Below are 20,420 nucleotides of genomic sequence, written 5' to 3'. Positions count from 1 at the left end.
GCGCCCTCCGTCCGCAGAGAGAGGAACCCCATGGGCTCCGTACCGATCCTGATCCGTGACGTCCGCGTTTTCGACGGGCTCGACAGTGAGCTCTCCGAACCTCGGTCGGTACTCGTCGAAGACCGCAGGATCGCCGCGATCGGTGGCGCCACGCCGCCGCCGGACGCGCTGGTCGTCGAGGGCGGCGGACGGGTTCTCATGCCGGGGCTGACCGATGCGCACGTGCACCTCTTCGCCGCCGGGAACACCGAGGTGGGACTGGCCGTGGGCAGCACCGGTTCGGGCTACTACCAGGCCCTGGCCGAGGCGGGCCGGATGCTCATGCGGGGCTTCACCTGCGTGCGGGACATGGGCGGGGACGTCACCGCGCTACGGCAGGTCCTGGACGCGGGTGCCTTTCCCGGCCCGCGGATCTATCCCAGTCAGGCGGCGCTCTCGCAGACCTCGGGGCACGGCGACTTCTCCTGCGCGTACGACGACGCCACGACGTTCGACGGCGCGCCGTCGCGGGCCGAGGGGATCGGTTTCATGAGGGTCGCGGACGGCCGGGACCAGGTGCTCGCGGCCGTCCGCGAGCAGTTGAAGCGGGGCGCCACCCAGATCAAGGTGATGGCCGGTGGCGGGGTGACCTCGGCGCACGACCCGCTGGACGTCGTGCAGTACACGGTGGACGAGCTGCGCGCGGCGGTCGAGGCGGCCGCCGACTGGGGTACGTACGTCAGCGCGCACGTCTTCAGCGACGAGGGGATCCGCCGCGCGGTCGCCGCCGGGATCAAGTCCGTCGAGCACGGTCACCTCGCGTCGGAGGAGACCATCCGGCTGCTGACCGACGAGGGGGTCTGGCTGAGCACCCAGCCGTTCCTGGAGGGCGACCACTCCTTCTCCTCGCCGGAGTCCACGGCGAAGAACAAGCAGGTGTGCGACGGGGTGGCCCGGACCTACGCGTGGGCGCGGGCCGCCGGGACGCAGATCGCCTTCGGAACGGACCTGCTGCTGGATCCGTCCAAGGCCACCCTCCAGAGCGAGATGCTCACCCGGCTGTCGAGCACCTTCGGGTTCACGCCCGTGGAGGCGCTGAAGATGGTCACCTCGGGCAATGCCCGTCTCTTCCGGCTCTGCGGGGAACGCGACCCGTACAAGGCGGCCCGCATCGGCGAGATCACCGTCGGCGCCTGGGCCGATCTGCTGATCGTGGAGGGTGACCCCACCCGCGATCCGAACGTGCTCGGGGCGCCCGAGGAGAATCTGGCCGTCATCATCAAGGACGGCCGGGTCCATCGCAATCGGCTGGCCTGAGAGACGGCGAACCGGCCCGGCGGTCAGCGGCCGGGCCGGGCGGCGGGGGTTCCCCGCAGGGCGGAGACGATCAGCGGCCACGCCTCCGCTCCCAGCAGCGCGTCCGCCTCGGGAGTGCCCCCGTGGAGATGTTCCGGGGACGGCGGCAGGGCGCCTTCACCGGGGAACCGGGGGCGGTGGCCGGCGTCGGCGCGGCTGATCACGGTGACGTTCGCGCCCGCCGCGCGCCGCCGGGCGGCCAGCCGTTCGACGGCCGGGAGGGAGGGCCACATCGCGTCGTCGCCGCCGGCGACGAGGACGATGTCCGCGCGGGCGTGTTCCACGGGGATCTCCGCTTCGGGGAGCAGATGACCGAAGGTGCGGCGGCTGAGTTCGTACCACCCGGTGATGGCGACGGGCTCGCCGGCGGGGCTTGTGGGTGTCCAGGAATCGTCCATGGGGAGGAAGGGCAGCGGCTCGCCCCGCCAGGTCCACGAGGAGCGGTACGGGTGGCGCCTGCCGTCATGGCCCGGTCCCACGTTGCACCAGACGGAGTCGGTCGGCGACAACGCGACCACCAGGTCCACCCGAGGGTCGCGCACGGCGGTGAGCAGGGCTGCTTCGGCCCCTTTGGAGACCCCGAGTATCGCGATCCGCGACGCACCGGCGGATCGCAGCACTCCGACGGCGTCGGTGAAGGTCTCCAGGGGTATCTCGCACATGCCGGGCGGCTGGCCGGGCCCGCCGAACCAGCGCATCGCGAGTGCGGTCAGCCCCTGTCCGGCGAGCAGGCGCGCCCGCTCCCGCTCGACCCGCCCGCTGGATCCGGCCAGCACCAGGACGGCGCAGTCGCTTCCTCCGGGGGGAGACGCGAGGACTCCCTCCCACGGAGTGTCCAGCTCCCGCTCGTGCACGTCCATGACTGCCCCTCCCGTACGCGCCCCACGGCCGCCGGCCCGCACGGGCACCGGGTCCGGGCTGCCCCGGAACGGATCCTACGGCGCCGGGGCCGGGCGGCAGACGGCAGACGGCAGACGGCAGACGGCAGACGGCAGACGGCAGACGGCAGACCGTGCCGGGCACTGTTCCGGCCGGTCGTACGCCGCCGGGTAGCCGGACCGGCGCGCGCAAAATACTCTGCAGTGACCGATGCGCACTGGAGCAGCCGATGACTCGCCGGAGGAATCCCGCCCCAGCGAGCGCCGCGGATCTCCTCGGCACCCTGCAGCAGCTCACCGCCCGCGCGCGGCGGGAGGTGGAGCTCCACCAGGCCCGGGTCGAACTCGCCGAGGCGCTCCAGCGCACCATGCTCCCCGGCGCGCTGCCCTCCGTCCCCGGTCTGCAGACCGCGGCCCGCTACCAGCCGACCCACCACGGGCTGGACATCGGTGGCGACTGGTACGACGGGTTCGCGCTGCCGGACGGCGCGCTCGGCTTCGCGATCGGCGACGTCCAGGGGCACGACGTCGAGGCGGCGGCGGTCATGGGGCAGATCAGGATCGCGATGCGGGCGATCGCGGGCAGCACCTCCGACCCTGGCGAGGTCATGCGCCGCACCAACGATCTCCTGATGTCGGTCACGGTGCCCCTGTTCGCCACCTGCACCTTTGTGCGGGTGGATCCGGCCGCCCACGAGCTCCACTCCGCCCGCGCGGGCCACGTGGCGAGCGTGTGGGCGACCGTCGACGGCCGGTCGGGGATCGTGGAGAGCCCGGGCGGACTGCCCCTGGGCATCCAGAGCGGAGAGGTGTACCCCGTCACCAGGAGCTCGCTCGACGTACCCGGGGCGATCGTCCTCCTGACCGACGGACTCGTCGAGGGTCCCTCCCTCGATCTCGACGAGGGTCTCGAAGCGATTCGCCGACTGGTGAGCGACCAGGTGAGCGCCTCTGCCGAGGAGCTGGCCCAGACGGTGCTCGGCGCGGCGGACATGACGGGCCATGAGGACGACGTGGCCTTTCTCGTCCTCCGCCACGGCGGCGAACCGGCCGGCTGACGCACACCGCGCGTGTCACCGCCCCTGTCGCTCACGGGGCCGGTGTCTGATGACACCTGTGATCCGCAGCGAGAAGGCCAGACGCCGGGCCGTGGCCACCGCCCGGCTCCTGGGCGTCGCCGCCGTGTACTACCTGTCCGGCCGTCTGGGGCTGCTGCGCCGGGTGGAGGCGTACCAGTCGGTCGTGACGCCGCTGTGGCCTCCCACCGGAGTGGCACTGGCCGCACTGCTGCACTTCGGCGTACGGATCTGGCCCGGCATCGCGCTCGGCGCCCTGTTCGCCACGGTCTCCATCAGCGGTTCGTTCTCGCCCCTGGGACTCGGCATCCTGGCCGGCAACACGCTCGGCCCGATCTGCGCCTACATGGCCCTGCGGTCGGTGGGTTTCCGGGAGGAGCTGGACCGGCTGCGGGACGGGGTCGCACTGGTGTTCCTGGGCGCCTTCGCGGGGATGCTGGTCAGCTCCATGCTGGGGTGCGTCACTCTGGTCCTGACCGAGAAGCTCCCGTTGGAGAGGTTCTGGCCGGTCTGGGCGTGCTGGTGGGCCGGGGACGTGATGGGCGTGCTCGTCGTGACGCCCATCCTGCTGGTCCTGCGCCGGGCGCGGATGCCCCGGGCCACGGACCGCTGGCTGGAGGCCGTCGCCCTGTTCGTCGTCATGACGGGCGTCTCCCTGCTGGCGACGACGAGCACACTCGCCATGCTGTACCTGGTGTTCCCCGTCCTCATCTGGGCGGCGCTCCGCTTCCAGCTGCCCGGCAGCGCGCCCTGCGCCCTGCTGGTCTCCGTACTCGCGGTGATCTCGGCGACGCACGAGGCCGGGCCGTTCCGGGGGCACGAGATCCTGGAAGTGATGCTCAACCTCGCCCTGCTCAACGGCTCGGTGACGCTCACCTCGCTGCTGCTGTCGGCGGTCGTCACGGAGCAGCTGAACATCCGCCGCGAGATGGAGCACGCCTGTGTGGAGCTGGCGGAGCTGGTGGAGGAGCTGACGCCCCGGTCGGACCGCCGCGCCCGGAGGCCCGCCTCCGGCGAGCGCGCGGCGATCCGGCCGGAGCCCGGCTGAGGCGGACGACCGGGCGCGGGGGTCAGTCCCCGGACCGGGGGAAGAACCGGCGCAGGAAGTCGTTGCGGAAGACTCCCTCGGGATCGTGGCGGGCGGTGAGCTCCTCGAAGCGGGACCAGTCGGGGTACAGGCCTCGCAGCTCGCCGGGGCCCATGGGGAAGACCTTGCCCCAGTGGGGCCTCGCGCCGAAGGGGGCCAGCGCCTCCTCGACGGCGTGCAGCACCGGGGTGACGGCCGCCGTGTCCGGCTTCCAGGTGAAGTGGAAGGCCACGGAGTCGCGGCCGCGGGCGGGGCTCAGCCAGAGGTCGTCGGCGGCGATCGTCCGGATCTCGGAGATCAGCAGCTGGGGCGCGATGCGGTCCCGGATGCGGTCCAGCGCCTCGAAGGCCGCGGGCGCGTCGCTCCGCGCCACGAAGTACTCCGACTGCAGTTCGTCGCCGCTGCTCGGGGTGAATTCGAGGCGGAAGTGGGGCAGCCGCTCGTGCCAGGGGCCGCGTATCCCCTGCTGCAGGGTGCAGTTTCCGGCCGGCATGCCGGGAACCGGGTGGCGGGGGCCGTCGGCGAGCACCGCGCCGCGCCACTCGGCCGGGGCCTCGTACGCGTCGGCGCCGTCGACGGCGCGCTTCACCCACACCTGGTCGACGGGCCGGTCGCGCCAGCTCGTGAAGAGGCTGACGCTGTAGCCCTCGGCCATGATCTCGTCGAACCCGCGCACCGCCTGGTCGCGGGGCAGATCCTCGTAGACCCACTGCCGGACGTCGAAGGTGGGGACGAGGTCGAGGGTGAGCCGGGTGATGACGCCGAGCGCGCCGAGTGACACCACCGTGCCGGGGAAGTCGGGGTGGCCGCGCTCCACCGTGGTGAGGGAGCCGTCCGCGCGGACGAGTTCCACGGCGCGGACCGCTCCGGCCAGCGAGCGGTTGCCGATGCCGGAACCATGGGTTCCGGTGGCGCAGGCTCCGGCGACCGAGATGTGCGGGAGGGAGCCGAGGTTGTGGAGCGCGAAGCCGCTCCCGTGCAGGGTCGCGGTCAGCTCCCCGAACCGCAGTCCGGCGCTCACCGTTGCGGTCCGGGCGGCGGAGTCGATGTCGACCGCCCGGGGCAGCCCGGCGACGGAGACCAGGTCACCCCGCGTGTCGGCGATCTCGTTGAAGGAGTGCCTGGTGCCCAGGGCGCGGAGCTCGGTGGAGGATCCCACGATGTCGCGCAGCTCTTCCACGGACGTGGGGGTCAGCAGGCGCCGGGCGCCGAAGGTGACGTTCTTGGCCCAGTTCCGCTCGGGCGCGTTCACGCGGCACTCCCTCGCCGTGCGGCCCGGCGGGTCGTACGAGGGGTGGGGCGCGGGGCAGCCGACGGACACGCGGCGGTTCCCTGCTCGGGACACGAGCGCGGGCGAGAGTGATCGATCATGTGTACGGAGCTTAGTCGTGCGGCTCCCTGCGCCGGGTGCCGGCGGGGGGCGTCCGGCACCGTCGGGCGTCGTCAGTAGGGGAGCGGCCGGCCGGACGGTGTACGCAGATCGAGCGGGGGCGGCCCCGAGGGCTGCGGCGGACGGCGGACGATCCTGATGCGGCCCATTGCCACCACCTCCTGTTGGTCAACCGGTATCTGCCCAGGGGGGCAGTGTTCACACTTCCGCGCCGGTGCGGGCTTCGCATCCCGGCGTACGGCCGGGGATGCGGAGCGGGCGCGGTGCGGCGAACCTTGAGGGGACCCGGGGGGACGACGACCGGAAGGACACGTCATGTCGGCGATGGACAAGATCAAGAAGATGCTCAAGGGCCACGAGGACCAGGCGGGCAAGGCCGTCGACAAAGCCGGCGACATGATCGACAAGAAGACCGGTAACAAGTACCGGAGCCAGGTCGACTCGGCTCAGGACGGCCTCAGGGGGCAGTTCGGGGCGGAGGGCGAGCGGGGCGAGGGCAATCCGCCGCGCCGGTAGGCCGTCCGGCGGCCCGGCGCGGCCCGTGATCCGCCGGACACCGCCCGCGAAGACCCCGGCCGGGGCGGCCGCGGGCGGGACGGCCGCGGGCGGGACGGCCGCGGGCGGGACGGCCGCGGGCGGGACGGCCGCGGGCGGGACGGCCGCGGGCGGTGCCGGCCACCTGCCCGCCGAGCGCGCCGCCGGCCGTTTCCGCTGAAGGCCCCGGGGCCTTCACCTGCCGGAAACGGCCGGGTAGCACGTTCTCCATGTCTCTCCCCTAGGCTTGGCGCACGAAGCCAAGGCCGAGGACGTCCACCGGCGCACCATGTCACCGCTGGACGGGAGCCCCGTGTTCCGAACCTCCTTGCCCGCCTTTCACTTCCCCCTCCCTTCACGTCCGCTGCCCCGCTGGCTCGGACACGTCATGAAGATGCAGCGCGCCCCGGTCCCCTGGGGCGCCGTGCTGCGGGGCGGGCCGGCGGTGCTGCCGCTGCTGCTGTCGGTCCTGGCCGACCGCCCCTCGCTGGGAGTGCCCGCGGCGCTGGGGGCCATGCTCGCGGGGATCAACGACCGGCCGGGCAGCCGTCGCGGCGCGGTGCTGCGGCTCGGGCTCCCCGCGGTGATCGGCGCCTTCGGGCTGTTCCTCGGTACCTGCCTCGGCGAACTCACCGGCGGCGGGCGTTCCCTGGTGCTCCTGCCGCTCGCGCTGGGCGTGCTGGGGCTCCTGGCGGGCGCGCTCAGCTCGACGGGGCCGGTGGCCTCCTCCTGCGGGACCCAGTTGCTGGTGGCGGCCGTGATCGGTGCCGGGATGCCGCTGCCCGAGCCCGGCTGGCAGCGCGCGGGCCTGTTCCTCGTCGGCGCGGTGTGGTTGCTCGTGCTGCGACTGGTGCTGCCCTCCCCGGTACGTTCCCGAGCGGGAGCGGGTGCTCCGTACCTGCTCGGCGGGGAGCGCGAGGCCGTGGCGGCGGTGTACACGGCCGTCGCCGACCTGCTGCGGGCCGCGGGGAGCGACCGGGCCCCGGGCCGGCGCGCGGCGCTGAGCGCCGCGCTCGACCACGCGCAGGACACGCTGTCCGGACCGAGACTGCGGCGGCACGCGAGTTCGTCCGCCGAGCGCAGACTGCACGCCCAGTACGCCGCCGCGTTCCCCCTGGCCGAGGCGGCGACCGCGCTGGCCTGGGCGGGGGAACCGCTGCCCGCCCGCATCGCCGAGGGACCCGACCGGCTGGCACGGGCCGTCCTCACGGGCACCCCCTGCGGTGCGCTTCCCGCGCCGGCCCGGTCCGGTTCCGGGCTGCGCGCGCTCGACGAGGCGTTGCTGCGCGCCGCCGCCGATTTCGACAACCGCCAGGGCCGCGGGCTGCGGACCGGCGGGACGTCCGGCCGTACGTCCCTGCTGAGGCGCGCCTTCGGCCCGGCCGGGCGCGCGTACGGGATCCGGGTCGCCCTGTGCTGCTCGACGAGCACCGTGCTCGCCCAGGTGCTCCGGCACGACCACTGGTACTGGCTGCCGGCGACCGCGGTGTTCCTGGTCAAGCCCGACCTCGGGCCGCTTGCCTCGCGGGTGCTGTGCCGGGCGGTCGGGACGGTGGCGGGAGCCGCGTTCTTCGCCGTGCTGCTGGAGCCGTTCGCCGGTTCCGCGGTCGCGGTGGGAGCGGTCGCGGTGTGCGGGGCCCTCGTTCCCGTGGCCAGCCGTCACTTCGCGGCCCAGACCGCGGTCGTCACCGTGCTCGTGCTCTCGCTGGTGGCACTGACCGGCGAGCCCTCCGCCGGTGCCGGGCGCGTCGTGGAGTCGCTGCTGGCGTGTGCGCTGGTGCTGGTGATCGGCCACGTGCGGATGCCGGGACAGCGGGTGGCCTCGGTGCGCTCGGCGCTCGACACGGCGACCTCGGCCGCGTACCGGTACCTCCGTCACGTACTGGACGACCCGCGGGACGGGGAGCTCCGTGGCGACCTGCGCCGGGACGCCTACCGGTCCCTCGCGGCGGCCCGCAACGCGATCGACCTGTCGGCCGCCGAACTGCCGCCGGTGGCCCGGCGTACGGCCGGGTCCGCCGAGGTCGCCCAGGCGCTGGAGCTGCTGATCGACACGACGACCGCCTGCGCCGTGCACCTCGACGGCCGCCCGGCCGGGCTGTCCCGCTCGTACGCCGACCGGCTGACCGCCCGGCTGACCGCTCTGGACGCCGCGCAGGCGGGGGTGTTTCGGCCGGAGCGGGCACAGGCACCGGTGGTGGTGGCGATGGCGTGAACGTCCGTACCCGATCCCGCCGCGGGCGTGGTGCCCGCGGCGGGACGCGTGGTGGACCGGGTCAGCGGGTGAGCAGGGTCAGCGCGGCGAAGGCGCCCGTCACCGCTCCGGCTCCGGCGACCGACAGGGCCACGCAGCGCTTCCTGAGCTGTTCGTAGCGTTCGGTGTACTCGGCGCGGAGTTCGACGGCCCGCCCGGCGACGCGGCCGAACGACTCACGGCAGACCGCCACCCGGTCGGTGACGTAGACGCGTTCCACGTCCTCGCGCTGGGCGGTGGTGAGCCAGGGAAGCTGGTCGGTGAAGCGGCCTGCGCGGCGGCGCGCTTCTTCGACCTCGGCGTTCCACAGGAGGTAGCCCTCCATACGGGCGAGGCCCCGGGCGCAGTCCGGATCGGGTTTCACGGGTTCCTCTTCTCGTGACAGCGGACGTCGTCGGGCGGACACCGGCTACTGCTGCTTGTCCCCGGGGGCGACGGTCACCGACGCGTCGGGGACGTTGGTCGCGTCGTCGAGCGCCCGGACGTACGGGTGGTGCAGATCGAACGCCGGGGACTCGGAGCGGATCCGGGGCAGGGTGACGAAGTTGTGGCGCGGCGGCGGGCACGAGGTGGCCCACTCCAGCGAACGGCCGAAGCCCCACGGGTCGTCGACTCCCACCATCTCGCCGTACTTGGCGGTCTTCCAGATGTTGTAGAAGAACGGCAGGATCGACAGGCCCAGCAGGAACGAGGCGATCGTGGAGATCGTGTTCAGCGCGGTGAAGCCGTCGGCCGCGAGGTAGTCCGCGTAGCGACGCGGCATGCCCTCGGCACCGAGCCAGTGCTGCACCAGGAACGTGCCGTGGAAGCCCACGAACAGCGTCCAGAACGTGATCTTGCCGAGCCGCTCGTCCAGCATCTTGCCGGTGAACTTCGGCCACCAGAAGTGGAATCCGGCGAACATCGCGAACACCACGGTGCCGAAGACGACGTAGTGGAAGTGCGCGACGACGAAGTACGAGTCCGAGACGTGGAAGTCCAGCGGCGGCGAGGCCAGCAGAACACCGGTCAGACCACCGAAGAGGAAGGTGACCAGGAATCCGGTGGCCCAGAGCATCGGCGTCTCGAAGGACAACGAGCCCTTCCACATCGTGCCGATCCAGTTGAAGAACTTCACACCGGTCGGTACCGCGATGAGGAACGTCATGAAGGAGAAGAACGGCAGCAGCACGCCACCCGTCACGTACATGTGGTGCGCCCACACCGTCACGGAGAGACCCGCGATGGCGATCGTGGCGGCGATCAGGCCGATGTAGCCGAAGATCGGCTTGCGGCTGAAGACCGGGATGACCTCGCTGACGATGCCGAAGAACGGCAGGGCGATGATGTAGACCTCGGGGTGTCCGAAGAACCAGAAGAGATGCTGCCAGAGCAGCGAACCGCCGTTGGCAGGGGCGAAGATCAGCGCTCCGAACTTGCGGTCCGCTTCCAGGGCGAAGAGGGAGGCGGCCAGGACCGGGAAGGCGAGCAGTACCAGAACGCCGGTCAGCAGGACGGTCCACACGAAGATGGGCATCCGGAACATCGTCATGCCGGGCGCGCGCATGCAGATGATCGTGGTGATGAAGTTGACCGCGCCGAGGATCGTACCGAAGCCGGAGAAGGCCAGCCCCATGATCCAGAGGTCACCGCCCACGCCCGGTGAGTGTTCCGCGTTGGAGAGCGGGTTGTAGGCGAACCACCCGAAGTCGGCCGCGCCGTTGGGGGTGAGGAAGCCTCCCACCGCGATGAGCGAACCGAAGAGGTAGAGCCAGTAGGCGAACATGTTCAGCCGCGGGAACGCCACGTCGGGCGCACCGATCTGCAGGGGCATGATCCAGTTGGTGAAGCCGGAGAAGAGCGGCGTCGCGAACATCAGCAGCATGATCGTGCCGTGCATCGTGAACAACTGGTTGTACTGCTCGTTGGAAATGATCTGTGTGCCCGGCCGGGCCAGCTCGGCCCGCATGACCAGGGCCAGCAGGCCTCCGACGCAGAAGAAGGCGAAGGACGTGATCAGGTAGAGAGAACCGATCGTCTTGTGATCGGTGGTGGTCAGCCATCTGATGACGACGTTCCCCGGCTGCTTGCGCCGTACCGGCAGTTCGTCCGCGTACGCGGCCTCTGACTCCACCGGTTCTGAGGTGCCACTCGTCGTCACTGCGACGCTCCTTTGATCGACGGCCCGTTGCGGACTCGCCGACCAGAATGGCCCGGTGGGGTTCGACCCTGTGGGACATCCTTCCCGGTGGAGCGCCACCGGGCGTCAAGGACACTCAAACGGCCCAACAGCGGCGGCGCCACCGCCGCAAGGACGTCAGCGGAGATCGAAGACGAGGCGGCCGGACACCTTCCCGTCCAGCACTTCACCGATCGAGTTGTTGATGTCGTCGAGCTTCCGGGTCTCGCGGACGACCCGGGTGCGGCCGAGGCGGTGCAGCCGGAATACCTCCGCCAGATCCTCGCGGGTGCCGACGATCGAACCGACGACCGTGATCCCGTTCAGGACCGTGTCGAAGACCGGCAGCGAGAGCGTGCCCTCGGCGGGCAGCGCGACGAGCACCAGCGTCCCGCCCCGGCGGAGCGATCCGTACGCGGCGGAGAAGGACTCGTTGCTGACGGCCAGGGAGATGGCCGCGTCGGCGCCGCCCAGCTTCTGGGTCTCCTCGGCGACGTCCTGGGTGCGGGCGTCGATGACGTGGTCCGCGCCGAGGTCCCGGGCGAGCGCCAGCTTCTCGTCGGTGACGTCGACCGCGACGGTCTCCGCTCCGAAGATCCGCGCGTACTGGAGGGCGAGGTGGCCGAGGCCCCCGATGCCGGAGACGAGGACGCGCGCGCCGGGCCGGGCACCCGAGAGCTTCACCGCCTTGTACGTGGTCACGCCGGCGCAGGTCAGCGGGGCCGCGTCGAGGGGGTCGATCCCCTCGGGCACCGGCACCACGTAGGTGCCGTGGGCGACGGCGTACTCGGTGTGGCTGCCGTCGACGGAGTAGCCGCTGTTGCGCTGCTCCAGGCAGAGGGTCTCCCAGCCGGACACGCAGTGGTCGCAGTGGCCGCACGCCTCGCCGAGCCAGGGAATCGCCACCCTGTCCCCCGCCGAGAGGTGGTCCACCTGGTCTCCGACGGCCTCGACCACGCCGATGCCCTCGTGACCGGGTACGAAGGGGGGCTCCGGTTTGACGGGCCAGTCCCCCCGGGCCGCGTGGATGTCGGTGTGGCAGAGGCCGGAGGTCTCCATCCGTACCAGCACCTGGTGCGGCGCGGGGGTCGGGACGGGCCTCTCCTCCACGGTCAGGGGTTCGGTGAAACTGCGGACCACGGCGGCTTTCACGGGCATTCCTCCGTTCACCGGGCGGGTCGGAGGCGTCGGGAGCCACCACCCCACCGGATCGGACATGTGCCACAAAACATACTAAGCCACCTGGACGGTGTCCGACCGGCGCGGCTCTGCGCCGGCGGCGGTTCCCGGCACCCGCGAAGACTTCCGCGGACGTGGCCTATCCCCCGGCCCAGCTGCGCAGCTCGGCGGGCGAGGCGAAGTCCGCCACGTTCTTGTCGATCGGATGGTCCGTGTACTGGTGGATGAGCCAGTCCGCCTCGATGCGGGGCTCCCCGGGTTCGACGTAGTCCGCGATCCAGAGGCCGTCGCCCGCGTACGAGGTCCTGTCGACATCGAGCCAGAACGAACGGCCGCAGTAGAGCAGGGCCCGGTGGTCCGGACGGAGCCGTTTCAACTCGTGGAGGAACTTGTCCTTGTCGGCGTTACTGGCCCGGGTGCCGTCTCCGGTCTGTTCCCAGTCCACGACGAGCAGGTCCCCGGATTTCTCCGGCGTCCGGGCGAGGAAGAAGCGCACCTGTTCCGCCACCTTCCCGGGCCAGAGGAAATGGTAGAAGCCGACCACACAACCGGCGTCCCGCGCCCTCTTCGCCTGCGCCGCCAAATGCGGATTGGCGTAGGAACGCCCCTCCGTCGCCTTGATGAAGACGAAATCCACTCCGTCCGTGTCGAACGTCTCCTGATAGGAGCTGACATCGATTCCATGCAGCATGGGGCCACCTTCCAGCGAGGTGCGGGGTACGTCCTCGTCCGTTCACATGCCCCCGCTGGGACCGCCCCATTTCCCCTCTGGCGGGAGTATCGATTCTTCACCAGGAATAGCGGGCCGAGCACGGGGGTTGGCGAAGGAGGAGCAAGTCTTCACTGTGCAGCACTGTCTGAGAAGGTCGGATCATATGCAGATCGGAATCATCGGTGCGGGCCATATCGGCGGCAACCTGACCCGGCGTCTGACCGCCCTCGGTCACACGGTGACCGTCGCCAATTCGCGTGGCCCGGAGACCCTCGAATCCCTCGTCTCGGAGACCGGCGCCACCGCGGCGAAGGCCTCGGAAGCGGCGCGGGGCGCGCGGGTCGTGGTGGTCACCGTGCCACTGAAGTCCGTCCCGGACCTGCCCGCCGGTTTCCTGGACCACGCGGCCGACGGGGCCGTGGTCATCGACACCGGCAACTACTACCCGCAGCAGCGGGACGGCCGGATCGAGGAGATCGAGGAGGGGCTGCCGGAGAGCCGCTGGACGGAGCGCCGGATCGGCCACCCGGTGGTCAAGGCCTTCAACGGCACGTTCGCGCAGGACCTCCTGGACCGGGGGCTTGCGCCCGGTACGCCCGGCCGGCAGGCGCTTCCCGTGGCGGGGGACGACGAAGAGGCGAAGAGGGCCGTGCGGGAGCTCATCGACGAACTGGGCTTCGACACGGTGGACGCCGGCTCTCTGGACGAGTCGTGGCGCCAGCAGCCCGGCACACCGGTGTACGGCATCCGGGGCGACAGCGAGGCCGTTCGCGAGGCCCTGGCCGCCGCCTCGCCCGAGCGCACCGCGGAGTGGCGGGCCTGAGCCGCGGCGCGTCGTCGGGACCGGCACGGCGCGGTGGGGCGAGCGCCGTGCCGGTAGCCGTCAGGCGTCCCAGTGGGCGGGGCGGGTGAGAGACGGCGGAATCTTCGTCGCGCCGTCGCCCCGAGCCGCGTTGAGCTGGACCTGGGTCAGGAAGAGAGTGGCCGTCAGGTCGGCGCGTGAGAGCCGCGTGTCGCGGAAGTCGGCTCCGAGCACGTCCGCAAGCTCCAGGTCCGCGCCGGTGAGGTCGGCCGCGACCAGGCATGCCGACCGCAGGTCCGCGCCCCGCAGGTCCGCGCCCCGGAGCCGGGCCCCGAAGAGATCACCGCCCGCACGCCTTTTCCCGGCTCGGCCGGCCACGCGGCGACCGGACGGGGGTCGGCCCGGCACGGTGGCGCGGGCAAGGGCGCCGGCTTCGCGCAGCAGGGGCGCGACCGTCTCCCGGTGCGCTGTCGCGTCGAGTCCGGCCAGCTCACCGGCGGGTTCCCGGGTGAGGCGCTCCGTGGCCTCGTGCGCCCGACACAGCTCCTCGCGTATCGGCTCGGCGGCGGGGAGGGCGAGCGCTTCCGTCAGATGGCTGAGCATTTCGTGGAGTTGACGCATCACCCGGAACACCTGGAACATCTCCTCCGCGGTCTCGGGGCGGGAACGCCAGTCATGACCGGCGTACACGCCCTGCGAGACCTTCTGGCCGGCGCCGAAGCAGTCGTACACCGTGCATCCGGGATATCCGGCGGGGCGCAGGCGCCGGTGGATTCCGCAGCGGAAGTCCTCCTGAAGGTGTGAACAGGGCTCGCCCGCCTCTTTGTCGACCGCGAAGTCCGAGGAGGCGACGAGGGTGAGAGCGACGCAGCACAGTCCGAAGCAGTTGGCGCAGTCGGCGCGCAGGGCTTCGGGAGCGGTTCCGTCTCCCGGGACGGGGCCGGGGTCGGGTTCCCGGACGGCTTGGGGCATGGTCACTGTTCCTCTGCGTTCCGGAGCGACGGCGCGTGCAGGCTAGCCCGGCGGTCCGGTGCGGGTCACCGGATTTTCGGCGGCCCGGGTCCTGGTCGGAGGGATTTCTCCGGGGTCCGCTTCCGTGCCCCCGATCCGCGCACGCCATGATGGGTGGCCCATACATCGTTGCAGGAGGTGGCCACGGAGATGGCGAACGCACCGGTCGACAGCATCCCGGCCCAGCGCGTGCTCACGGACCCGGCGGGTCTGGCCCGGTATCAGCACGACGAGGCCGAGTGGGCTCCGTACGGAATGCCCCGGGCGGTGGTCAGGCCGCAGAACACGGACGAGGTGCGCGCGGTGGTGCGCCACTGCGTGGAGCACGGAATCCCGTTGGTGTCGCGCGGCGCGGGTACGGGACTCTCGGGCGGGGCCAACGCGGTGGACGGTGCGATCGTGCTCTCCTTCGAGGACATGAACGCCGTGCTGCGGATCGATCCCGCCGAACGCCTGGCTGTCGTCCAGCCGGGAGTCGTCAACGACGACCTGCGGGCCGCGTGTGCGGAGCGCGGCCTCTGGTACCCGCCGGATCCGGCCAGCTCCCCCTGGTCCACCATCGGCGGGAACGTGGCCACCAACGCCGGCGGCATGTGCTGCGTGAAGTACGGCGTGACACGCGACTACGTGCTCGGCCTGGAGGTCGTGAACGGCCTGGGCGAAACGGTCCGGCTGGGCCGGAGCACCGCCAAGGGAGTGGCGGGGTACGACCTGGCCGGGCTGATGGTCGGCTCCGAGGGCACCCTCGGCGTGATCACGGAGATCACCGTGCGGCTCCGGCCGCGGCGGCCCGCCGAGCGGACCGTCGCCGGGTACTTCTCCTCGGTCGTGGCGGCGGGCGAGGCGGTCAGCGCCGTGACGGCCTCCGGCGTCATCCCCTCGGCGCTGGAACTCGTCGACCGGCACTGTCTCGCCGCCGTCGACGCGTGGAAGAACATGGGGCTGTCCGCCGACGCCGAGGTGGTCCTGCTGGGCAGGGTCGACACCCCCGGAGCAGAGGGGGACGCGGAGGCGGAGCTCGTGCGGGACTGCTTCGAGCGCGCCGGGGCGACCTGGGCCGCCGTCTCCACCGACCAGCAGGAGGCCGACGCGCTCTTCGAGGCGCGTCGGCTCGCCTACCCGGCGCTCGAACGCCTGGGCCCGGTGCTCACCGAGGACGTGTGCGTGCCCCGGACGGCGGTGCCGGAAATGCTGGCGCGGATCGAGCGTACGGCCGCCCGGCACGACATCCTGGTGGCCAACATCGCGCACGCGGGCGACGGCAACCTGCACCCGCTGATCATCACGCCGCCCGGTGACGAGGCCGCCCGGGCCAGGGCACAGCTGGCGTTCGAGGACATCCTCGACGACGCGATCGCGCTGGGCGGCACGGTGACGGGTGAACACGGCGTGGGTCTGCTGAAGATGGGGGGCCTGGGCAGGGAACTCGGTCCGGCCGTGCTCGCCATGCACCGGGCCGTGAAGTCCGCCCTGGACCCGCACGGCATCCTCAACCCCGGCAAGGTGCTGACCGGCTGACCCCTCGACGGCTGATCCGGCGCCGAACCGCCCGGTCGGCGGTGCGCACCGGGCCGCCGCACCACTGTCGGTGTCGCTGTCGGTGGGTCACGGCACACTGGTCCTATCACGAGCGGGACTTCGGGACGGGGTGACGGATGACGGCCACGGGGGACACGGGTTTCGAGCCGGCGACGGGGGACGGGCCTCCCCTTCCGGCGGCCGGGGCGGCGGCCCGCGCCGCCGCCGTGGCCACCGCCCACGAGGGCCTGTTGCAGATCCGGCGCCTGACCAACGCGGAGCACCCCGTCCCCGAGTCGGTGCCCGCGGCCTGGGAACTCCTGCGGCCCGTGCGCGCGGTGGCGCTGGCGCTGGAGGCGGCCGGTGTCCGGCCGTCGGCGGTGGACGCCTCGGGCCTGCGGGCCTCGAAGGGCTACCTGGTCGGCACCGGCTCCGCACCCGGCACGGTCCGGGTGGAGTGGGTGGGCCCGGCGGGCAGCGGCGCCGCGAGGGACGAGGAGGAGTCGCTCACCCGGTGCGCTACGGTCCTGCGCGGGCTGGGGTGGACGGCCTTGCTCTACCGGGGGCCGCGGCGGCGCCGCTTCCTCGATGTGGAGCCGCCGTCCGGCCTCCGGCGGGCCGGAGGGTGACCCGGTCCGTGTCGCCGGGAGACCGGTTGCGGGGCGTTGTCAGACCCGTGGGAGATGCTGATGGCCCGACACCTCTGACCAGGAGAAGCCGAGATGGAGAAGGACGAACTCGCCGCTGCCCAGGCTTACGTCAGGCTGCTGGAGGCCACCCGGTCCGTGCTCACGGAACCGCAGGAAGCGCCGTTGTACCTGCCGTTGCTCACCGCGCCGATGGAGGAGGCGGACCGGGCGCTCCGGGACGCCGATCTCTCCGGGAACGAGGAACGGCTCTTCGCGCTCGTACGGGCGCTGCGGCCGAGCCTGTCCGCGAGCAGCCGGTGAACCCCGCCGCTCCCTCGCGCGGTTCGCGGGTCCGCCGGCGTACGTGAGGCACCGCGCCCCGCCGGGACCGGCCGTGGGTCAGGCCCAGGGTGCCAGTCCGAGTTCCCGGGCGCCGAGCGGTGCGAAGTACCGGGCCACGTCGGTCTCGTGCACGTCCTCGGTACGGGCCGGGACCCATCGGGGCGCGTAGTCCTTGTCCACGATCCTGGCCCGCACGCCTTCGACGAAGTCGGGGTGTGCGAAGGCGCGGGTGGAGACGCGGAAGTCCTGGTCGAGCGATTCCTCCAGGCTCCCCGCCCCTCGCGCACGGCGTACGGCGGCCAGAGTCACCGCCAGCGCGGTGGGTGACAGGGTGAGGAGGCTCTCGGCGGTCTCCTTCGCGGCGGCGGCCCCGTGGTCGCGCAGCCGGTCCACGATCTCGCCCACGGTGCCGGCGGTGTAGCAGCCGTCGATCCAGTCACGGGCGGCGTCGAGTTCCCCGGGCCCCGGGTCGGTGGCGTGGCCGCGGACGGCGCGTGTCACGTCGGCGGGCGTCGTGCACCCGGCGAGCGCGGCCGTGAGGGCCGGGAGGTCCCCCGAGAGGACGTGGTGGTCGGCGAGGCCGCAGAGCAGTGCGTCCGCCGCGCCGACGGACCGGCCGGTGAGCGCGAGGTGGGTTCCCAGCTCCCCGGGCGCCCGGGACAGCAGGTACGTTCCGCCGACGTCCGGCACGAATCCGATGGCGGTCTCCGGCATCGCGACGCGCGAGCGTTCGGTCACGATCCGTACGCTGCCGTGCGCCGAGATCCCGACCCCGCCGCCCATCACGATGCCGTCCATGCAGGCGACGTACGGCTTCCGGTACCGGTGGATCCGTGCGTTGAGCCGGTACTCGTCGCGCCAGAAGTCCAGGGACGCGGCTCCGCCCGCCCGGGCGTCGTCGTGCAGGGCGCGGATGTCGCCGCCCGCGCAGAGCCCACGCGTCCCGGCGCCCGACACCACCACGGCCGCGACGGTGTCATCGTGTTCCGCCGCCACGAGCGCCGCGTCGAGAGCGCGTACCGATGCGTGGTCGAGGGCGTTCAGCACGCGCGGCCTGTTGAGGGTGATGTGGCGGACGTGGCCGTCGGTGTGCAGGAGGACGGGGGCGTCGTCGGTCATGGATGCGCTCCGGTACGAGTTCCGCGGCGGCGCCCGCAGGGTGTGCGGGCGTTCGGTTCCCGCCATTCTGCGACGCCGCGCGGCCGCGCCCGCGGGCGGGGCACCATGGTTCGCGGCGGGCCCACCAGCATCTGTGGCACTCCCACCGGACCGGCTCGACAATTGGACGATCAGGGTCTTTCCTCGCAGCCCGCAGGGCCCGCCGCCGGACGACCTCCGGAGCCGCAATGAGCGATCACACCGAGTCCGTGGATCCCCAGTCCCCGCCGTCGCGTCCGGATGTCCCGGCCCACGACAGCGAAATCGGCACGGTCCAGCGGCTGGCGATGAACCGGACCGGGAGCTTCGACTGGGACCTGGAGACCCGGACCATGAACGTGGACGACGCCGGGCTGATGGTGTTCGGGGTGGATCCCGAGACCTTCGACGCCAGCCGCCCGGGGACCCTGGTCGAGCTGCTGGAGCCCACGGAGCGTGAGCGCCTGAACCTGTCCGTCGACGAGGCCGTCACCAGTGGCGCCCATGCGTACAGCGTGCACTTCCAGGTGCCGATGCCGGACGGGGAGGTCCAGTGGACGCACGCCCAGGCCCGCATCCTGCGTTTCCCGGACGGCCGGGCCCACCGGATCGTCGGGGTGGTGCGGGACGCGACGGCGGAGGTCACGCACTCGGAGTTCGTCCTGGAGCTGGAGAAGCGCCGGCAGCGTCAGACCAGCATCGTCGAGCGGACGACCAGTGCCATGTCGCGTGCCGCGTCCGTGGACGACGTGACGGCGGCGCTGTCCGGTCCCGGGGGGACGGCGAGGCTGGGTTGTGAGGGGGTGACGCTCGGGCTGGTGGAGAACGCGTCGCTGAACGTCGTGGCGGTGAGCGGGCACACGCTGGAGGCGTTCGAAGAACTGGGATCGGGCGATCTCGGCCGGAAGCTGCCGCTGGTCGACACCATCCTCAGCGGCCGTCCCCGGTTCATCACCTCCCCCGCCGACCTGGTCCGGCGCTATCCGGTGCTGGAGCCCTACGAGGACCGGCTGGGCTTCTCCTCCGCGGCCTACCTTCCGCTCGTCGCCCAGGCGCGTTCGCTCGGAGGGCTGGCGATGTTCTACGGCAAGCGGATGTCGTTCAACGCGGACGAGCGGATTCTCTGCCTGGGCCTCGCCGCCATCCTCGCGCAGAGCCTGCAGCGGGCGATCCTCTTCGACGAGGAGCGCGAGTTCGCGACCGGGCTGCAGTCGGCGATGCTGCCCCGGCGGATCCAGGACGTCGAGGGCGGCGAGATCGCTGTGCGCTACCACGCCGCGCGGAACGGGCGTCAGGTCGGCGGCGACTGGTACGACATGATCGCGCTGCCCAACGGCCGGTACGGCCTGGTGGTGGGCGACGTGCAGGGACACGACACCCACGCGGCGGCGATCATGGGGCAGCTCCGGATCGCCCTGCGCGCCTACGCCGCCGAGGGGCACCCGCCGGCGACCGTGCTGGCCCGGGCCTCGCGCTTTCTCGCCGAACTGGACACCGACCGCTTCGCGACCTGCACCTACGCCCAGGTCGACCTGGGCTCGGGCGCCCTGCGCGTGGCGCGCGCGGGCCATTTCGAGCCGCTCATCCGGCACGCCGACGGACGCGTCCGCAGCCCCCAGGTCAGGGGCGGCCTCCCGCTCGGGATCGCGTCGTACTTCGGGTACGAGGAGTTTCCCGAGACCCGTCTCGATCTCGTACCGGGCGAGACCCTCGTGCTCTTCAGCGACGGACTGGTGGAGGAGCCGGGCGCCGACATCGACACGGGGCTGGCGGCGTTGGCTCAGGAGGTGCGGACCGGGCCACCGGAGGCCCAGGCGCTCGCCGACCATCTCTCCGAACGGCTCTGGGAGCGTTGGGGGGCGGGCGACGACGTCGCTCTGCTGGTGCTGCGGCGCAGTCCGGACATGGGGTCCTCGCTGGCGCCCCGGCTGCACCAGTACATTCACCAGGCCGACCCGGAGGGCCTCTCGGACGCCCGCTCGATCGTCCGGCAGGCGCTGGCCGACTGGGACATGGAGGACTTCGCCGACGACGCCGAACTCGTCACCGGGGAACTCCTGGTCAACGTGTTGCTGCACACGGAGGGAGGGGCGGTGCTCACGATGGAGGTGCTTCCCGAGCCCGTACGCCGGATCCGTCTCTCGGTCCAGGACCGCTCCAGCGTGTGGCCGCGCAGGCGTTCCCCCGGCGAGACGTCGACCTCGGGCCGCGGGCTGCTGCTGCTGGACGCGGTCGCCCTGCGGTGGGGCATCGAGCCGCAGGGCGAAGGAAAGGCCGTGTGGTGCGATCTCGGGCCGCCCGATCCGTCCGCCGAGGACGACGACCGCGCCGACGGGACCGGGACCTGACGAACGGGCCGTCGTCCGAAGGGCGTTGAC

The 20,420-nt window shown here is 72.2% G+C and carries 18 protein-coding genes; 10 read left to right on the top strand and 8 right to left on the bottom strand.

From position 1 onward, the window contains the following. Window positions 1-30 precede the first annotated feature (30 nt). The gene (locus tag OG599_RS34200; RefSeq protein WP_327179854.1) at window positions 31-1,296 is read left to right on the top strand and encodes a metal-dependent hydrolase family protein; all 1,266 of its coding nucleotides are present in this window, start codon (window positions 31-33) and stop codon (window positions 1,294-1,296) included. 23 nt (window positions 1,297-1,319) lie between these two features. On the opposite strand, the gene OG599_RS34195 is transcribed toward OG599_RS34200, so the two are convergent. Next, a complete protein-coding gene (locus OG599_RS34195; RefSeq protein WP_327179853.1) occupies window positions 1,320-2,195 on the bottom strand; it encodes an acyl-CoA thioester hydrolase/BAAT C-terminal domain-containing protein in 876 nt (291 codons plus the stop codon). 248 nt (window positions 2,196-2,443) lie between these two features. Here OG599_RS34195 and OG599_RS34190 point away from each other — a divergent pair, with 248 nt between their 5' ends. Continuing rightward, window positions 2,444-3,271: a PP2C family protein-serine/threonine phosphatase gene (locus tag OG599_RS34190; protein WP_327179852.1), complete on the top strand. Its 828-nt coding sequence runs from the start codon at window positions 2,444-2,446 to the stop codon at window positions 3,269-3,271. Window positions 3,272-3,320: 49 nt separating this feature from the next. Further along, window positions 3,321-4,337 carry an MASE1 domain-containing protein gene (locus tag OG599_RS34185; RefSeq protein WP_442809648.1) on the top strand — a complete coding sequence of 339 codons (1,017 nt, stop codon included), beginning with the start codon at window positions 3,321-3,323 and terminating at the stop codon, window positions 4,335-4,337. A 22-nt stretch (window positions 4,338-4,359) separates the two neighbouring features. Here OG599_RS34185 and OG599_RS34180 read toward each other — a convergent pair whose 3' ends face one another. Next, entirely contained in the window at window positions 4,360-5,628 is a 1,269-nt protein-coding gene (locus tag OG599_RS34180) for a D-arabinono-1,4-lactone oxidase (protein ID WP_327179851.1), read from the bottom strand. A 453-nt stretch (window positions 5,629-6,081) separates the two neighbouring features. Between OG599_RS34180 and OG599_RS34175 the strand changes: the two genes are divergently transcribed. Then, the gene (locus tag OG599_RS34175; RefSeq protein WP_327179850.1) at window positions 6,082-6,282 is read left to right on the top strand and encodes an antitoxin; all 201 of its coding nucleotides are present in this window, start codon (window positions 6,082-6,084) and stop codon (window positions 6,280-6,282) included. A 406-nt stretch (window positions 6,283-6,688) separates the two neighbouring features. Further along, window positions 6,689-8,515: an FUSC family protein gene (locus OG599_RS34170; protein WP_327179849.1), complete on the top strand. Its 1,827-nt coding sequence runs from the start codon at window positions 6,689-6,691 to the stop codon at window positions 8,513-8,515. Window positions 8,516-8,576: 61 nt separating this feature from the next. Here OG599_RS34170 and OG599_RS34165 read toward each other — a convergent pair whose 3' ends face one another. From OG599_RS34165 to OG599_RS34150, 4 genes are all read right to left on the bottom strand, one after another. Next, window positions 8,577-8,918, bottom strand: coding sequence for a hypothetical protein (locus OG599_RS34165; RefSeq protein ID WP_327179848.1), 342 nt, complete (start codon window positions 8,916-8,918; stop codon window positions 8,577-8,579). A gap of 45 nt (window positions 8,919-8,963) precedes the next feature. After that, a complete protein-coding gene (gene ctaD, locus OG599_RS34160) occupies window positions 8,964-10,694 on the bottom strand; it encodes an aa3-type cytochrome oxidase subunit I (protein ID WP_327179847.1) in 1,731 nt (576 codons plus the stop codon). 156 nt (window positions 10,695-10,850) lie between these two features. Then, entirely contained in the window at window positions 10,851-11,864 is a 1,014-nt protein-coding gene (gene adhP / locus OG599_RS34155; RefSeq protein ID WP_327179846.1) for an alcohol dehydrogenase AdhP, read from the bottom strand. A 166-nt stretch (window positions 11,865-12,030) separates the two neighbouring features. Further along, on the bottom strand, window positions 12,031-12,582 hold the full coding sequence (locus tag OG599_RS34150) for a GH25 family lysozyme (RefSeq protein WP_327179845.1): 552 nt from the start codon (window positions 12,580-12,582) through the stop codon (window positions 12,031-12,033). On the opposite strand from OG599_RS34150, the gene OG599_RS34145 reads away from it, so the two are divergent. Next, a complete protein-coding gene (locus OG599_RS34145) occupies window positions 12,581-13,426 on the top strand; it encodes an NADPH-dependent F420 reductase (RefSeq protein ID WP_327179844.1) in 846 nt (281 codons plus the stop codon). The two genes, OG599_RS34150 and OG599_RS34145, sit on opposite strands and share 2 nt — an antisense overlap. 60 nt (window positions 13,427-13,486) lie before the next feature. On the opposite strand, the gene OG599_RS34140 is transcribed toward OG599_RS34145, so the two are convergent. Beyond that, a complete protein-coding gene (locus OG599_RS34140) occupies window positions 13,487-14,377 on the bottom strand; it encodes a pentapeptide repeat-containing protein (protein ID WP_327179843.1) in 891 nt (296 codons plus the stop codon). 189 nt (window positions 14,378-14,566) lie between these two features. Here OG599_RS34140 and OG599_RS34135 point away from each other — a divergent pair, with 189 nt between their 5' ends. The 3 genes from OG599_RS34135 (at window position 14,567) to OG599_RS34125 (ending at window position 16,884) form a co-directional block, all read left to right on the top strand. Next, window positions 14,567-15,934: an FAD-binding oxidoreductase gene (locus OG599_RS34135; protein WP_327179842.1), complete on the top strand. Its 1,368-nt coding sequence runs from the start codon at window positions 14,567-14,569 to the stop codon at window positions 15,932-15,934. A gap of 137 nt (window positions 15,935-16,071) precedes the next feature. Further along, window positions 16,072-16,563: a hypothetical protein gene (locus tag OG599_RS34130; protein ID WP_327179841.1), complete on the top strand. Its 492-nt coding sequence runs from the start codon at window positions 16,072-16,074 to the stop codon at window positions 16,561-16,563. A gap of 93 nt (window positions 16,564-16,656) precedes the next feature. Continuing rightward, entirely contained in the window at window positions 16,657-16,884 is a 228-nt protein-coding gene (locus tag OG599_RS34125; RefSeq protein WP_327179840.1) for a hypothetical protein, read from the top strand. A gap of 78 nt (window positions 16,885-16,962) precedes the next feature. Here OG599_RS34125 and OG599_RS34120 read toward each other — a convergent pair whose 3' ends face one another. Further along, window positions 16,963-18,024: an enoyl-CoA hydratase/isomerase family protein gene (locus tag OG599_RS34120; protein WP_327179839.1), complete on the bottom strand. Its 1,062-nt coding sequence runs from the start codon at window positions 18,022-18,024 to the stop codon at window positions 16,963-16,965. 227 nt (window positions 18,025-18,251) lie between these two features. On the opposite strand from OG599_RS34120, the gene OG599_RS34115 reads away from it, so the two are divergent. Beyond that, window positions 18,252-20,390, top strand: coding sequence for a SpoIIE family protein phosphatase (locus tag OG599_RS34115; RefSeq protein ID WP_327179838.1), 2,139 nt, complete (start codon window positions 18,252-18,254; stop codon window positions 20,388-20,390). The last annotated feature ends 30 nt before the right edge of the window (window positions 20,391-20,420 follow it).

Origin of the sequence: Streptomyces sp. NBC_01335 (assembly GCF_035953295.1) — a bacterium.
GTDB lineage: Bacteria > Actinomycetota > Actinomycetes > Streptomycetales > Streptomycetaceae > Streptomyces.
This window is presented reverse-complemented; position numbering and strand designations above follow the sequence as displayed.

Coding starts and splice junctions, on each gene's coding strand:
- OG599_RS34200 (WP_327179854.1), top strand. CDS start 31: ATGGGCTCCGTACCGATCCTGATCCGTGACGTCCGCGTTTTCGACGGG.
- OG599_RS34195 (WP_327179853.1), bottom strand. CDS start 2,195: ATGGACGTGCACGAGCGGGAGCTGGACACTCCGTGGGAGGGAGTCCTC.
- OG599_RS34190 (WP_327179852.1), top strand. CDS start 2,444: ATGACTCGCCGGAGGAATCCCGCCCCAGCGAGCGCCGCGGATCTCCTC.
- OG599_RS34185 (WP_442809648.1), top strand. CDS start 3,321: ATGACACCTGTGATCCGCAGCGAGAAGGCCAGACGCCGGGCCGTGGCC.
- OG599_RS34175 (WP_327179850.1), top strand. CDS start 6,082: ATGTCGGCGATGGACAAGATCAAGAAGATGCTCAAGGGCCACGAGGAC.
- OG599_RS34170 (WP_327179849.1), top strand. CDS start 6,689: ATGAAGATGCAGCGCGCCCCGGTCCCCTGGGGCGCCGTGCTGCGGGGC.
- OG599_RS34145 (WP_327179844.1), top strand. CDS start 12,581: ATGGGGCCACCTTCCAGCGAGGTGCGGGGTACGTCCTCGTCCGTTCAC.
- OG599_RS34150 (WP_327179845.1), bottom strand. CDS start 12,582: ATGCTGCATGGAATCGATGTCAGCTCCTATCAGGAGACGTTCGACACG.
- OG599_RS34140 (WP_327179843.1), bottom strand. CDS start 14,377: ATGCCCCAAGCCGTCCGGGAACCCGACCCCGGCCCCGTCCCGGGAGAC.
- OG599_RS34135 (WP_327179842.1), top strand. CDS start 14,567: ATGGCGAACGCACCGGTCGACAGCATCCCGGCCCAGCGCGTGCTCACG.
- OG599_RS34130 (WP_327179841.1), top strand. CDS start 16,072: ATGACGGCCACGGGGGACACGGGTTTCGAGCCGGCGACGGGGGACGGG.
- OG599_RS34125 (WP_327179840.1), top strand. CDS start 16,657: ATGGAGAAGGACGAACTCGCCGCTGCCCAGGCTTACGTCAGGCTGCTG.
- OG599_RS34120 (WP_327179839.1), bottom strand. CDS start 18,024: ATGACCGACGACGCCCCCGTCCTCCTGCACACCGACGGCCACGTCCGC.
- OG599_RS34115 (WP_327179838.1), top strand. CDS start 18,252: ATGAGCGATCACACCGAGTCCGTGGATCCCCAGTCCCCGCCGTCGCGT.